This window comes from Streptomyces sp. NPDC004051, assembly GCF_053604275.1.
In genome coordinates this window covers 152302-166610 of sequence record NZ_JBSGHG010000012.1, presented here as the reverse complement: position 1 = coordinate 166610, position 14309 = coordinate 152302, and the positions used below count along the sequence as shown (strand labels likewise).

The window sequence follows — 14309 nt, the reverse complement described above, 5'->3', positions numbered from 1 at the left end:
GCGTCCGGTCCAGCGCCCGGGCCGGCTTCGGCCCGCTGCGCGGTTCAGTGTTCGCCGAACAGTTCGAGCAGTTCCGCGCGGTCGAACATCCGGGCCGTGTCGACGGCCGAAGGAGCGCCTGCGGCAGGGTCGGCACCACCGTGCAGCAGGGCCTTGACCACCTCGGTCTCGCCCTTGAAGGCGGCCCCGGCGAGCGGGGTCTGCCCCCGGTCGTTGATCCGGTCGGCGTCGGCGCCGCGCTCCAGCAGCGCGCGGACCGTCGCGGCATGACCGTGATAGGCGGCGAGCATCACGAGCGAGTCGCCCCGGTCATTGGTGAGGTCGGCAGGCACACCCGCGTCGACGTAGGCCACGAGTTCCCCGGTCCGGCCGCGCCGGGCCAGATCGAAGATCTTGGTCGCCAGCTCCACGACCTCGGGGTCAGGGGCTTCAGTCATGTCGGCCGGACCGCCTCTCACCACGGATCACTCCGCACATCGGGGACAAGGTGTACGTCTGCGAGCGGTGCAGAGCCGTACGGGTGAATCGCCAGGGTACTGGCTCGCGCGGCACATGAGCCGACGCGTCCGAGGTAAAGATCACGGGGCACCCGGCCGGACGCAGGCGGATGCGACAGCCCGTGTCCGCCGGGCCGGGAACGGTCCGCAACCGTCCGCCGACCGGGCGAAACACGCACCGATTAGCCCAGTTGCACCTTTTGTCGTATAGATACATTCTGTGATCCTGGAAGTACTCATGGTGACTGTCCCCGCGAACCAGGAGAACTCACATGATCCTCTCGATCTCAGGCGTGGTCCTGCTCGGCATCGTCCTCTTCATCTTCTGCCGTAAGGACGGCCTGAAGCCGCTGCACGCCCTGGTGGCCATGCTCTTCGGCTTCTACCTGGCGAGCACGGCCATCGCGCCGAGCATCAAGGCAGGTGGCGAAAGCCTGGCCGGCCTCCTCGGCGGCATCAGGTTCTGACCCACCGCACCCCGGATTCCCGACGTACCCGACGCACCCGACCCCGTACACACACTGGAGGCAACAGTGGCCCGGCGCCCCCTCCCCCGCATCCTGAGGAACGGCGGCACACAGCTCGCCCGGAGCCGGGAGCTGGCCAGGACGGCGGCCGACAGCGCCACGGACGTCCTGCATCCGCTCATCACGATCACGCGCGGACTGCGCCGGCTCGCCTCGGCCGGACGGCGCAGGTGGCTCGACACCCCCAAGGAGCGGCGCGGGGCGCTGCTCTTCCTGGTGGTGTCGGTGCTCCTGGTCGTGGCGCTCCTCCCGTACGGTCCGCTGTTCGCCGTCATCACCCTGATGACGGCGGCGGCCTGGCAGGGCCGGGACCGCGCCCCGGCCAGGTGCGGGCCCGACGAGTCACAGGTCAAGCGCCTGAGGTCGCTGTACCACGCCCTGGTGCCGTACTTCTCGTCCGCCGGGGACCCGGATCCCCTCTACACCCACGGCGGCGCGTGGGAGAACGCCTTCCCCGCGTACGAGTTCGACGGCACCGGCCGCATCACCCACCTGCTGATCAGCTATCCCGCTTACTACACCGACGGCGAACCGGAGTCCCGCGCCCGGATCGAGCATCTGCTCGCCGCCAAGTCGGGGCGCGGCCGCGAATACCACTTCGCCTGGGACGAGGAGGGCAACCAGCTCACGGTCCGCGTCCTCGCCCCGCTGCCCGTCGGCATCACCGCCCAGCGCTTCGTCACGTCCCCCGGCGAGACGGTCCTCGGTTTCACCGACCCCACCCGGGTGCGGCGGACCCTGCCGCTCACCCACGGCGAGGAGCAGCGCGACGTGCCCCCCGTCGTCTGGCGCACCGGCATCCGCTCCACCGAGCCCCATCTGCTGGCGGCCGGGCACCCCGGCAGCGGTACCTCCACACTGCTGCGCTCCGTCGCCCTGCAGGCACTGGTCCACGGCGATGTGATGATCATCGACGGCGGCGGCACCGGTGAGTACGCCTGCCTCACCGGCCGGGACGGTGTGCTCTCCGTCGAGTGCGGCCTGGCGGGGGCTCTCGCGAGTCTTCAGTGGGCCGCGCACGAGACGGAGCGCCGCCTGATCGCCACCAACCGGGCCCACCAGGCGGGCGATCCGCCGCCCGCGGACACCAGGCGGCCGCTCTGGATCCTGCTGGACCGCCCGAGCACGTTCACCCACCTCGCCGCCGCGGACGGCCGCGAGGACCCCCAGTCACTGCTCCAGGTCCCGCTGCGGCACGGCCGCCCGGTGAACGTCACGGTGGTCGTCGCCGAGCAGCTCGACAGCATGGAGACCCTCACCGACGCGGTACGGCAGCACACCCGCGCGCGGGTCGTCCTCGGACCCGTGACACCGGAGCAGGTGACGGCCGTCCTGGGGGCTCCCCCGCACACCACACCCGTCGAACACGTCCCCCCGGGCCGCGGTTACGCCCGCCTGGGCACGGGCCCGGTCCACCGGCTCCAGGTGCCCGCCACGCCGAACCCGTACGACGACGCGACCAGCGATGCCCACCGGCAGGCGGTACTGGACCTGCTCCCGGCCAAGACGACTCCGGCGGACGCGGAAACGGGGACGCGGGCGCCCGAGCACACACGGCCGGTACCCGGCCTCCTGTCCAAGGCCCCTGTCGACGAGACCTCCGCGGACACGGCCCCGGCGACGGCCGACCGGTGCACCGAGGCCAACGTGCCCGCGGAGGCGGCCGTCACCAAATCCTCCTGACCGCACATCGCACACCGCCTGCGGCAGGCTGCTGCCTGCCGCAGGCCTCACCCGGGCACCGCGCGCAGGTGCCGCCCGTCCGCCGCGGCTACGCCACGAAGGAGCGCGGCACCTCCGCCCCCGACGTCCCCCCGGTCTCGACGATCCGTGCCGCCGCGGCCAGCCGCACCGCCGCCTCCTCGGCCACCGCGCCGCCCACGGTGAACGGCAGTCGCACATATCCCTCGAACGCCCCGTCGACCCCGAAGCGCGGCCCCGACGGCGCCCGTACCCCGACCCGCTCCCCCGCCTCAGCGATCCGCGACCCCGAGAGCCCACCGGTACGCACCCACAGGGTGAGCCCGCCGCGCGGGACCTCGAACTCCCAGTCGGGCAGCTCCCGGCGCACCGCGGCGACCAGCGCGTCCCGGTTCTCCCGGGCCTGCGCGCGCCGGATCTCCACGGCCCGCTCCCAGCCGTCCGTGCCGAACAGCCAGTTCACCGCGAGCTGTTCCAGCACGGGCGTGCCCAGGTCGGCATACGCGCGCGCGGCGACGAGACCGCGGATCACGTCGGGGGCCGCGCGCACCCAGCCGATGCGCAGACCGGCCCAGAACGCCTTGCTCGCCGACCCGACCGTGACCACCGTGGACCCGGCCGGGTCGAAGGCGCAGACGGGGCGCGGCATCTCCACGTCCGGGTCGAGCCAGAGTTCGTTCATGGTCTCGTCGGCGACCAGTACCGTCCCCGCCGAGCGCGCCGCGTCCACCAGCCGGCGGCGCTGGTCCTCGTCGGCGAGCGCACCGGTCGGGTTGTGGAAGTCCGCGACGACGTACGCGATGCGCGGCGCCGCTTCCCGCAGCACCTGCCGCCAGTGGTCCAGGTCCCAGCCGGCCAGCCCCTCCGCCATGGCGACGGGGACCAGCCGGGCCCCGGCCTCCCGCATCAGCTGGAGGATGTTGGCGTAGGACGGCGACTCGACGGCGATGCGCTCGCCACGGCCTCCGAAGCGGTGGCAGATGGCGTCGATGGCGCCCATCGCCCCGGTCGTCACCATGATCTGCTCGGGCATGGTCGGGATGCCCCGCGCGGTGTACCGGTCGGCGATCGTCGAGCGCAGCGCCGGCAGTCCGGCCGGGTAGTCGCCGTGGGTGTGCGCGTAGGGCGGCAGCTCCTCGAGGGCGCCCTGTACGGCGCGGGTGAGCCAGGGTTCGGGCGCGGGCAGCGCGGCGCAGCCGAGGTCGATCATCGAGCCGAGAGCCTCGGGCGGCAGCGGTTCCAGTCCCCGCGCGGGCACCGGGTTTCCGGCCGGCACGGCGGTCCAGCTGCCGGCGCCGCGCCGTGACTCCAGGAAGCCCTCGCCGCGCAGCGCCTCGTAGGCGGCGGCGACGGTGGTGCGGCTGACGGACAGGGCCAGGGCCAGTTCCCGCTCGGCGGGCAGCCGGGCAGCCACCGGGACGCGCCCCTCGAGCACCAGCAGCCGGATCCCGTCGGCCAGGGCACGATAGGCGGGCGGGCGGCGGGCGCCGGAGGCGGCCGGCCGGTTCTGCTGGGAGTGGAGCAGCCGGGCGAGCTGCGCCGCACCCACCGCCGAGGTCCACTGCGCCATCTGAATCAGTCCACCTTCCTCGAATTGGCCATGGATGCCATCCCCTTCCCCGCCACAGGGTGTCACGGGTCAGTCCACTTCCACCATGGGGGGTATGCCTTGTCCAGCCGATCACCCCGGCACAGGTATCTCGCACGGCGCCTGTTCCAGCTCTACACCGGACTGGCGCTGTACGGCGCGAGCTCGGCGCTGCTGGTCAGGTCCGGACTCGGCCTGGAGCCGTGGAACGTGCTGCACCAGGGCCTGTCGGAGCGGACGGACCTGCCGATGGGCCTGGTGGTGACCGTCCTGGGCGCGGCGGTGCTGCTGCTGTGGATCCCACTGCGCCAGCGCCCGGGACTCGGCACGGTCTCCAACGTCCTGGTGATCGGCGCCGCCCTGGACGCGACCCTGGCCGTGGTGCCCGAGGCGCACGGCATGGCCCTGCGCGCGCCGATGACGGTGGCCGGCATCGTGCTGAACGGCGCGGCGACCGGGCTGTACATCGCGGCACGCTTCGGACCGGGCCCGCGCGACGGGCTGATGACGGGCCTGAACCAGCGCACGGGGGTGTCGGTCAGGCTGGTGCGCACGGCCATCGAGGTCGCGGTGGTCGCCACCGGCTTCGTCCTCGGCGGCACCGTGGGCGTGGCGACCCTCCTGTACGCGGTGACGATCGGCCCGCTCGCCCAGCTCTTCCTGCGGGTGTTCGCCGTCCCCTCGGCATCCTCCGGCCCCACGGCCGTTGCCACCGGTCAACCGCACGGGGTGATACTGCGTCCGTGACCTCACGGATACGCCACCCCTACCTCGACCACCCCGGCCCGATCGCGTTCGCCCACCGCGGCGGGGCGGCGGACGGGCTGGAGAACACCGTGCGCCAGTTCCGGTGCGCCGTCGAGGCGGGCTACCGCTACATCGAGACGGACGTCCATGTCACGCGGGACGGCCGGATCGTCGCGTTCCACGACGCGACCCTGGACCGGGTGACGGACGGGGCGGGCCGGATCGCCGACCTGCCGTGGCGGGACGTGCAGCAGGCGCGCGTGGCGGGCCGGGAGCAGGTGCCCCTCTTCGAGGAGCTGCTGGCCGCCTTCCCCGAGGTGCGGTGGAACGTCGACGTCAAGGCCGAGCCGGCTCTCCTGCCCTTCCTGGACCTGGTCGAGCGGACGGACGCCTGGGACCGGGTCTGCCTCGGCTCCTTCTCCGAGGCCCGGGTGGTCCGTGCCCAGCGGCTGGCCGGGCCCCGCCTCGCGACGTCGTACGGCACCCGGGGGGTGCTGAATCTGCGGCTGCGCTCGTGGGGGCTGCCGGCCGCGGTGCGCCGGTCGGCCGTCGCCGCCCAGGTTCCGGAGGCCCGGTCCGGCGTCCCGGTGGTGGACCACCGCTTCGTGCGCACCGCCCACGCGCACGGGCTCCAGGTGCACGTGTGGACGGTCAACGACCCCGAGCGGATGCACCGGCTCCTGGATCTGGGGGTGGATGGCATCATGACCGATCACATCGACACACTGCGCACGGTCATGGAGGAGCGCGGCCTGTGGGTCTGAGACCCCGCCCGGCCACCGAGCGCGTGCACGGGGAAGCGAGGGCACGGGTGGACGACGGCGCCGTGCGATCACCGGCAGCGGACGAGGCGGCCGGCCGACGGTACGAGCAGCGCGGCTGGTACTTCTACGACTGGGCGTGCTCCGTGTACTCCACGAGCGTCCTCACGGTGTTCCTCGGTCCCTATCTGACGTCGGTCGCCGAGGCCGCGGCGGACGCGGACGGGTTCGTGCACCCGTTCGGCGTTCCGGTGCGCGCCGGGTCGTTCTTCGCGTACTCGGTGTCCCTGTCGGTGATCCTGGCGGTGCTCGTGATGCCCCTGGTGGGCGCCGCCGCCGACCGCACCGGCCGCAAGAAGCCGCTCCTCGCGGCCGCCGCCTACACGGGTGCCGCCGCCACGGCGGGCATGTTCCTCCTCGAGGGCGACCGCTACCTGCTGGGCGGCGCCCTGCTGGTCGTGGCGAACGCGGCGCAGTCCGTGGCGATGATGCTCTACAACTCCTACCTGCCGCAGATCGCCACTCCCCGGGAACGCGACGCGGTCTCCTCGCGGGGCTGGGCCTTCGGCTACGCGGCGGGCGCCCTGGTCCTCGTCGCCAACCTGATCCTCTACTCCGCCCATGACTCCTTCGGACTCTCCGAGGGCATGGCGGTCCGCATCTGCCTGGCGTCGGCGGGTCTGTGGTGGGGCGCCTTCACCCTGGTACCGCTGCGGCGGCTGCGCGACCGCCGCGCCCCCGCGCGGGAGGCGCCGTCCTCCCCGTCCGGTTTCCGGCAGCTCGCGGCGACCGTCCGCGACATGCGGCGCCACCCGCTCACGCTCGCCTTCCTGCTGGCGTACCTGGTCTACAACGACGGCATCCAGACGGTGATCTCACAGGCCTCGGTCTACGGCTCGAAGGAGCTCGGGCTCGGACAGTCCACGCTCATCGTCGCCGTGCTGCTGGTCCAGGTGCTGGCGGTGGCCGGCGCGCTGGCGCTGGGCCGGCTGGCCCGGATCCACGGGGCGAAGCGCACGATCCTCGGCTCACTGGTCGCCTGGACGCTGACGCTGGCCGCCGGGTACTTCCTGCCCGCCGGGGAGCCGGTGTGGTTCTTCGTCCTGGCCGCCGGGATCGGCCTGGTCCTCGGCGGCAGCCAGGCCCTGTCCCGGTCGCTCTTCTCCCACCTCGTGCCGCCCGGCAAGGAGGCCGAGTACTTCTCCGCGTACGAGCTGAGCGATCGCGGGATGAGCTGGCTCGGTCCACTGCTGTTCGGGCTCACCTACCAGCTGACGGGCAGCTACCGAAACGCGATCATCTCGCTGGTGGCCTTCTTCGTCCTCGGTTTCGCGCTGCTCGCGCGGATTCCGGTGCGCCGGGCGGTCGCCGCCGCGGGGAATCCCGTTCCGGAGAGGATTTAGCACTCGGCGCGAAAGGACTGTAGTGTACGCGTTTGGCCTGCCAGGTGTACCGTTACTGCGCGTCAAACATGCCGAAACGCCGTGCCGCATCTGTCATCAGATGTGACAAACCGGGCGCCGGTGGGTACTGCACTGGTTGACAAGGCTGCGGCTACGACGGCGACACATGGCCCGGAACGGGAATCTTTACCGCCGACCGGACGTTGACCGGATGACGACGACAGCGACACCTGTCCTGTGGGCGACAAGCCCGGGAGGCACGATTCATGAGTGAGCGAGCTCTTCGCGGCACGCGCCTCGTGGTGACCAGCTACGAGACGGACCGCGGCATCGACCTGGCACCGCGCCAGGCCGTGGAGTACGCATGCGAGAAGGGGCACCGCTTCGAGATGCCCTTCTCGGTCGAGGCGGAGATCCCGCCGGAGTGGGAGTGCAAGGTCTGCGGTGCCCAGGCACTCCTGGTGGACGGTGACGGCCCCGAGGAGAAGAAGGCCAAGCCCGCGCGCACGCACTGGGACATGCTGATGGAACGACGTACCCGTGAGGAGCTCGAAGAGGTCCTCGAGGAGCGTCTCGCCGTTCTGCGCTCCGGTGCGATGAACATTGCGGTCCATCCCCGGGACAGCCGAAAGTCGGCTTGATCCCTGCGGGGGATCGGACAAGCGCACAACAGCACACAGGACTGCGGGCGCCGTACCGGCCGGTACGGCGCCCGCAGTCCTGTGTGCGTCCGGTTCGGCCCTCAGCGCGGGAGCGGCGGCCGGGGCTCCCACGGGAAGTCGCCCGGCGGAGTACCGCGCTCCTCCCTGATCACCTCGCCCTGGACCACCTTGCCGTCGGGCCGGTGGATGCGCGCCTGCTGGAAGGCGTCCCCCAGGGAGCCCTGGGCGGCCTCGCGCAGCTTGCGCTCGAGGGTGCGCTCGGCATAGCGGCTCACGGTCTTCTGGACCGGGGGCGCCAGCAGGAGCAGACCGACCGCGTCGGAGACCAGCCCCGGGATGATCAGCAGCAGTCCGCCCAGCATCATCAGGCCGTTGCCCTCGCTGTTCGGCCGGGGCTCGGGCAGTACGCCGCTCTGTTGCTGCTGCAGCGTCTCGGTGAGGTTCTTGAAGGCGCGCCGGCCGGCTCGCTTGATCACCACCGAGCCGAGGACCAGGCCGGCCAGCAGCACCAGGAAGACCACCAGCCCGTTCGACACCCCGGCCAGGACCGTGAGCAGCCAGATCTCCAGCACCAGCCACGCGGCGACGCCGAGCGGCAGGACGGTGCGCAGCCGGGAGCGCCGGGGCCGGACGGGGTTCGGGGTCTGAGCACCAGTCGTCATGCTCCCAGTGTGCCTGGCCCCTGCTCAGCGCGGGATAAGCGGTCTCTTCGCCTACCCGCCCTGCTTCGTCTCCTCGACCCGCCGCGACTGTCCGGTCCGTCCGGCGTCCTCACGCCCCAGGACCTTGCCGACCCTGTCCCCCACGCCCCACGCGGTGACCCGCCACAACGCCTCGACGACGATGTCGCGGCTCATCTTGGAGTCGCCGAGTTCCCGCTCGACGAAGGTGATGGGCACCTCGACGACGTGGTAGCCGGCCTTGACCGCGCGACGGGCGAGGTCGACCTGGAAGCAGTAGCCCTGGGAGGCGACGTCGTCCAGACCGAGGCCCTCCAGGGTCTCGCGGCGGAACGCGCGGAAGCCGCCGGTGATGTCGCGCAGCGGCAGATCGAGTGCCACCCGCGAGTAGAGGCTGCCCCCGCGCGAGATGTACTCACGGGACTTGGGCCAGTTGACCACCCGGCCGCCGGGCACCCAGCGCGAACCGAGCACCAGGTCGGCGCCCTTGAGGGCGGTCAGCAGACGGGGCAGTTCCTCGGGCTGGTGGGAGCCGTCGGCGTCCATCTCCACGAGTACGCCGTAGCCGCGCTCCGCGCCCCAGCGGAAGCCCGCGAGGTACGCGGCGCCCAGGCCTTCCTTGCCCTTGCGGTGCAGCACCTGGACGTGGTCGTCCGTGGCGGCCAGTTCGTCGGCGAGCCTGCCGGTGCCGTCGGGGCTGTTGTCGTCGGCCACGAGAACGTGAGCCTCGGGAACGGCCTTGCGCACCCGGCCGACGATCGCCTTGATGTTCTCCGCCTCGTTGTAGGTCGGGATGATCACCAAGGTCGTGCCGAGCGGGCCGAAAGTCCTCTCCTGGGCTTCCGCCGCGCGGGTCCCGTCGCCGTCGTCCACAACTGCCCCTTCATGTCATGTTCAGGGTCCCACCATAGTGGTCACGGCCTGCACTGACATGGCATGACGTTCATATGATGGTGTTAATTTCCGAAGATCGAGTAGGAACGGGCCTTCTCCTGGGGAGAAGGCCCCGGGCGCGGTGTACGGCGGATGGGGGCCCGGCGCCCTTCGGTCCGACCTGGGACCCGCCGGCTGCGGGTCGACCTGAAGCCGTTGTCTACTGAGCGCCCGGCCCCACCCGGGGCCACACCTTCCCGACCCACCGGAACGTTCCCTCGCGCCGCGCCGACGCTGAGCCTGGCTCCCGGTGACGGCGCCCGGTGCGGCACACCGTCCCTGACCCAGCGGCACTGCCTCGAGTGGGCGGAACGTCCCCGGTCGGGCGTCCGATGGTGGACCCCGCCGAACTCAGCTTTCCCCCCGCTGCTTCCTGCCAACAGACGTTTGACCTGCGCAATACGGTTCAGGTGTCCGACCGGCGGGGAGGATGCGCAGGTCGCGAGACGGGGACTCGGCGCGTGCTCGGCACCGGGCGGTCCGCTGAGATCACCCTCCCGGCCGTACGAAGACCGTGCGTCCGCCGACCACCGTGCGCCGACAGACGGGCAGGTCGCCACCCGGGGTCAGGTCCGGCAGCCCGGGGGTGCCGGAGCGGGGGTCGGTGGACCAGCGCGCCACCCGGTCGTCGGGGGCCTGTACGACGAGGTCACCGGTGTGCCACACGGCGTAGTCGGCGGGGGCTCCCGGTACCAGGGCGCCCGCGTCGTCACGTCCGATCGCCCGCCAGCCGCCCCGCGTGTGCGCGGTGAACGCGGCCCGGACGGAGACCCGGTGCTCGGGCGTGCGGTGGAAGGCCGCGGCCCGGACGGTGCCCCACGGGTCGAGGGGCGTGACCGGGCTGTCCGAGCCGAAGGCGAGCGGGACGCCGGCACGCAGCAGGGCCGCGAAGGGGTTCAGGGAACGGGCCCGCGCCACGCCCAGGCGCCGGGCGTACATGCCGTCCTCGCCGCCCCACAGGGCGTCGAAGGCGGGCTGCACGGAGGCGGTCAGGCCGAGTTCGGCGAACGCGGCGACGGTCTCGGGGGTGAGCATCTCGGCGTGCTCGACCCGGTGCCGGGCGGCCCGCACGCGCGCGATGCCCACCTTCTCGGCGGCGGCGCGCATCCCGTCGACCACCGCGCCGTTGGCGGCGTCGCCGATGGCGTGGAAGCCCGCCTGGAGGCCCACCTCGGTGCAGTCGACCACATGGGCGGCGACGGCGGCGGCGTCCAGGTGGGCGGTGCCCGTGTGGCCGGCGTCGGCGTACGGCTCGCACAGGCAGGCGGTGTGCGAGCCGAGGGCCCCGTCGACGAACAGGTCGCCCGCGGCTCCGGTCGCGCCCAGTTCGCGGGCCTTGGCGACGTCCCGTTCGGCCCAGTAGCCGACGACGCGCGGGCCGCCGCCCTCGGCGGCGAGCCGCAGCAGACCGGTGAAGTCGTCCTCGGAGGAGATCTCCGGACCACCGCACTCGTGGACGGTGCCGATGCCCAGGGAGACGGCGTGGGCCAGGGCGGCACGCTGTGCCTCGGTGCGCTGGGCGGGTGTGACGGCGCCCAGGGCGGCGGCGCGTACGGCGTGGTGGGCGTCGCCGGTGAGCGGCCGGGCCTCACCGGGGGCCTCACGGGCGGCCTCTCCGGTGACGAGGTCGAGCAGCGCGGTGGTGACGACCGCGGAGTGGACGTCGATCCGGCTGAGGTAGAGGGGGCGCCCGCCGGTGGCCGCGTCGAGTTCGGCGCGGTTCGGGGGGCGGCCGCCCGGCCAGCGGGACGCGTCCCAGCCGTGGCCGAGCAGGACCCGGTCGGCCGGGCGGGCCGCGGCGAACTCCCGCACCCGGGCCAGCGCGGCCTCCAGGGAGGGGGCGTCGGACAGGTCGAGGCCGGTGAGGGCCAGTCCGGTGGCCGTGGTGTGCACGTGCGCGTCGGTGAACGCCGGGGTGACCAGCGCCCCGTCGAGGTCGATCACCTCGTCCACGCCGTCCGCGAAGGAGTCGGCGGCGCCCTCGGAGCCGACCCAGGCGATCTGGCCGCCTTCGACGACCATCGCGGTGGCGAAGGGGTCGGCGGGGCTGTGGACCTCGCCGCGGCGGAGCAGGACGGTGTGCGGCGGGGCGGTGCGTTCACTCATGACCCACAGTGTCGCCCCTCGCGGGGCCGGGCCCGCACCCAGGGCCGTTCTTCGGGTCACGCCCGCACCGCTGCGCCCGCGTGCCGCACGTCCGGTCGCGCGGCGCGGATGCCGGGTCAGACGCGCGGCGGACGGGCCTCGTACGGGGTGGACAGGACCACCGTCGTCCGGGTGGAGACGCCCGCCAGCGAGCGCACGCGGGCGAGCAGTTCCTCCAGTTGGCGCGGAGTGGCCACCCGCACCTTGAGGATGTAGTTCTCGTCGCCCGCGACACTGTGGCAGGCCTCGATCTCGGGCACGCCCGCGAGGCGGTCCGCGATGTCGTCGGGGGCGCTGGGGTCGAACGGCTTGACCGAGATGAAGGCGGTCATGGGCAGACCGACGGCGTCCGGGTCGACGACCGCGGCATAGCCGCGGATGACGCCACGCTGTTCCAGTCTGCGCACCCGCTGGTGCACGGCCGACGTGGACAGGCCCGTGGCCTTGCCCAGGTCTGTGTAGCTCATCCGCCCGTCCTTGACGAGCAGCTGCACGATCTGTCGGTCCAGCTCCTCCATGGCGCAAGAACCTACAGTGCCGTCGATCTCCTCGGATACCTGAGCCGTCCAGTCCACGCCCGGTTCGTGACGCACCGGGTGTCCGGCCCGAGCCGGGCGGGGGACGAAACCGTTTGCGGGCGGCACCCCCGAACGGCATGTGACGAATACCACACCCTTCGAACAGTCTCCGTGATGTTCTCGTGATTACCCCCGATGGGGGACGGGAAGTGCTTGCTGTGGTCGAGGCCGCAGCGCCTTCACGGCCCAGCCCGAGGGGGAGAACCCATGCAGAGTCTTAAGCGCCCTGGTCGCACCACGCCCAAGCGGCAGCAGCCCGTCGTCGAGCTCGTTCCCGAGTACGTCGACCCCGACGCTCTCGACGACGAACTCGACGCGTACGACACCTTCGAGATGTACCGGGTCGTCTGCCCGGACTGCACACAGCCGATCGCACTGCTCGCGGACGAGGAGGTTCTGCCGGAGCACGCGCTGTGCGCCTCGCCGTGGAACCCGTTCGGGCTCACGGTCTGCACCGGCACCGGCCGCAGCGCCGACGAGGCCCGGCCGGCGGACGAGTCCGCCGCGCTCCAGGAGCAGGACACCGCCCTGCTGTTGACGCTCCCCCAGGGGCTCGACTGGCGCACCCAGCCCTTCTCGCACGTCGGCGGTCCGGCTTCGCGCCCGATCAGGGTGCCCGTCATACGGCGCCACGCCGCCTGAGCCGCCCCGGCCCGGCTCAGGGCCTGCCAAGGGGCCTGTCGAGCGCACCGCGACGGGATCTCCGTGCGCGGTGCGTCGCCCGACCTCCGGCGAGGAAGGCCCCCGGCGAGAAAGCCGGGTCAGCTCGTCGGCGGTCCCGCGAGATGGCGGGCGATGACCATGCGCTGGATCTGGTTGGTCCCCTCGACGATCTGCAGCACCTTGGCCTCGCGCATGTAGCGCTCGGCCGGGAAGTCCGCGGTGTAGCCGTAGCCGCCGAGGATCTGGACGGCGTCGGTGGTGACCCGCATCGCCGTGTCGGTGCAGTGCAGTTTGGCCATGGCCGCCTGCTTGGCGAACGGCCGCCCGGCATCCCGCAGTCGGGCCGCCGCCAGGTACAGCGCGCGCCCCGCCTCGATCTGCGTGGCCATGTCGGCGAGCATGAACCGCAGCCCCTGGAAGTCGGCGATGGGCCGCCCGAACTGCTGCCGCCCGGCCGCGTACCCCAGTGCCTCGTCGAGCGCCGCCTGGGCCAGGCCGATCGCACAGGCCGCGATGCCGAGGCGTCCGCCGTCCAGCGCGGACAGGGCTATCGCGAAGCCCTGGCCCTCCTCACCGATCCGCCGGTCGTCCCCGACCCGTACGCCGTCGAAGTGGACCTGCGCGGTGGGCGAGCCCTTCATGCCCATCTTCTTCTCGGGAGCGTCGGCGCTCAGCCCCTCGGCGTCGCCGGGCACCAGGAACGCGGTGATCCCGCGCGGGCCGTCCGCACCGGTGCGGGTCATCGCGGTGTAGAAGTCGGCGATGCCGCCGTGCGTGATCCACGCCTTGGTGCCGGTGATCGTCCAGCCTCCCCCCGTCTCGCGCACCGCCTTGGTGCGCAGCGAGGCCGCGTCCGAACCGGAGGACGGCTCGGAGAGGCAGTAGGCGCCGAGCAGACCACCGCCGAGCATCGCCGACAGGTGCTCGGCCCGCTGCTCCTCGGTGCCGTGGGTGGCGAGCGCGTAGGAGGCGAGGGTGTGCACGCTGACGCCGAGGCCGACGGTCAGGCGCGCCATGGAGAGCTCTTCTAGGACCTGGAGGTAGACCTCGTACGGCTGGTCTCCGCCGCCGTACGCCGAGTCGTAGGGCAGTCCGAGCAGTCCGGCCTCGGAAAGCAGGGTGAAGACCTCGCGCGGGAAACGGCCGGCGTCCTCCTCCTCGGCCGCCTTCGGAGCGATCTCGCGCTGCGCGATGTCGCGGACGAGCGAGATCAGGTCCCGCGCCTCCTCCGTGGGCAGTTGCCGGTCCACCGGCTGCGGGGCGTGGTCGGACATGGCGACGCTCTCCTCCCTGTTCGGGCACATCGGCGGATGTGCGCCGTGGGTCGGGCGGCTCCGCCGGGTGGTTCCGGTGCCTGGCCGATGCTGCGCCCCCGGGTCTCGGGAGCCGCTGACCAGCCACTGTGAGCCGTGAGTATGCCCGAT

14 protein-coding genes are annotated in these 14309 nt (G+C 72.5%); 7 read left to right on the top strand and 7 right to left on the bottom strand.

Annotation, left to right across the window (positions count from 1 at the left end; genetic code table 11):
* Positions 1-44 precede the first annotated feature (44 nt).
* Positions 45-437, bottom strand: coding sequence for an ankyrin repeat domain-containing protein (locus ACWEQO_RS16030; RefSeq protein ID WP_361458022.1), 393 nt, complete (start codon positions 435-437; stop codon positions 45-47).
* A 332-nt stretch (positions 438-769) separates the two neighbouring features.
* Between ACWEQO_RS16030 and ACWEQO_RS16025 the strand changes: the two genes are divergently transcribed.
* Both ACWEQO_RS16025 and ACWEQO_RS16020 read left to right on the top strand, forming a co-directional pair.
* Positions 770-964 carry a hypothetical protein gene (locus ACWEQO_RS16025; protein WP_361458019.1) on the top strand — a complete coding sequence of 65 codons (195 nt, stop codon included), beginning with the start codon at positions 770-772 and terminating at the stop codon, positions 962-964.
* Between the two features lie 66 nt (positions 965-1030).
* Positions 1031-2707, top strand: coding sequence for a hypothetical protein (locus tag ACWEQO_RS16020; RefSeq protein WP_361458017.1), 1677 nt, complete (start codon positions 1031-1033; stop codon positions 2705-2707).
* A gap of 88 nt (positions 2708-2795) precedes the next feature.
* Here ACWEQO_RS16020 and ACWEQO_RS16015 read toward each other — a convergent pair whose 3' ends face one another.
* Positions 2796-4295 carry an SCO1417 family MocR-like transcription factor gene (locus ACWEQO_RS16015; RefSeq protein WP_452983298.1) on the bottom strand — a complete coding sequence of 500 codons (1500 nt, stop codon included), beginning with the start codon at positions 4293-4295 and terminating at the stop codon, positions 2796-2798.
* A gap of 99 nt (positions 4296-4394) precedes the next feature.
* On the opposite strand from ACWEQO_RS16015, the gene yczE reads away from it, so the two are divergent.
* From yczE to ACWEQO_RS15995, 4 genes are all read left to right on the top strand, one after another.
* Positions 4395-5060, top strand: a complete 666-nt coding sequence (gene yczE, locus ACWEQO_RS16010) for a membrane protein YczE (RefSeq protein WP_361458011.1) — start codon at positions 4395-4397, stop codon at positions 5058-5060.
* Positions 5057-5824: a glycerophosphodiester phosphodiesterase gene (locus ACWEQO_RS16005; RefSeq protein WP_361458008.1), complete on the top strand. Its 768-nt coding sequence runs from the start codon at positions 5057-5059 to the stop codon at positions 5822-5824. The genes yczE and ACWEQO_RS16005 overlap by 4 nt, the downstream gene beginning before the upstream one ends.
* 47 nt (positions 5825-5871) lie before the next feature.
* Entirely contained in the window at positions 5872-7224 is a 1353-nt protein-coding gene (locus ACWEQO_RS16000; protein WP_452983355.1) for an MFS transporter, read from the top strand.
* 266 nt (positions 7225-7490) lie between these two features.
* On the top strand, positions 7491-7865 hold the full coding sequence (locus ACWEQO_RS15995) for an RNA polymerase-binding protein RbpA (RefSeq protein ID WP_003977404.1): 375 nt from the start codon (positions 7491-7493) through the stop codon (positions 7863-7865).
* A gap of 101 nt (positions 7866-7966) precedes the next feature.
* Here the strand turns inward: ACWEQO_RS15995 and fxsA are convergent, their stop codons facing one another.
* From fxsA to ACWEQO_RS15975, 4 genes are all read right to left on the bottom strand, one after another.
* Positions 7967-8548 (bottom strand): FxsA family membrane protein, encoded by a 582-nt coding sequence (gene fxsA, locus ACWEQO_RS15990; RefSeq protein ID WP_452983294.1) that lies wholly within the window; start codon positions 8546-8548, stop codon positions 7967-7969.
* A 51-nt stretch (positions 8549-8599) separates the two neighbouring features.
* Positions 8600-9439 (bottom strand): polyprenol monophosphomannose synthase, encoded by an 840-nt coding sequence (locus ACWEQO_RS15985; protein ID WP_361458002.1) that lies wholly within the window; start codon positions 9437-9439, stop codon positions 8600-8602.
* A 549-nt stretch (positions 9440-9988) separates the two neighbouring features.
* Positions 9989-11605 (bottom strand): amidohydrolase, encoded by a 1617-nt coding sequence (locus ACWEQO_RS15980; RefSeq protein ID WP_452983291.1) that lies wholly within the window; start codon positions 11603-11605, stop codon positions 9989-9991.
* A 116-nt stretch (positions 11606-11721) separates the two neighbouring features.
* Positions 11722-12162, bottom strand: a complete 441-nt coding sequence (locus tag ACWEQO_RS15975; protein ID WP_109379411.1) for an Lrp/AsnC family transcriptional regulator — start codon at positions 12160-12162, stop codon at positions 11722-11724.
* A 267-nt stretch (positions 12163-12429) separates the two neighbouring features.
* Here ACWEQO_RS15975 and ACWEQO_RS15970 point away from each other — a divergent pair, with 267 nt between their 5' ends.
* Positions 12430-12864: a hypothetical protein gene (locus tag ACWEQO_RS15970; protein ID WP_361457996.1), complete on the top strand. Its 435-nt coding sequence runs from the start codon at positions 12430-12432 to the stop codon at positions 12862-12864.
* Positions 12865-12983: 119 nt separating this feature from the next.
* Here ACWEQO_RS15970 and ACWEQO_RS15965 read toward each other — a convergent pair whose 3' ends face one another.
* Positions 12984-14159 (bottom strand): acyl-CoA dehydrogenase family protein, encoded by a 1176-nt coding sequence (locus ACWEQO_RS15965; RefSeq protein WP_452983287.1) that lies wholly within the window; start codon positions 14157-14159, stop codon positions 12984-12986.
* Positions 14160-14309: the final 150 nt, after the last annotated feature.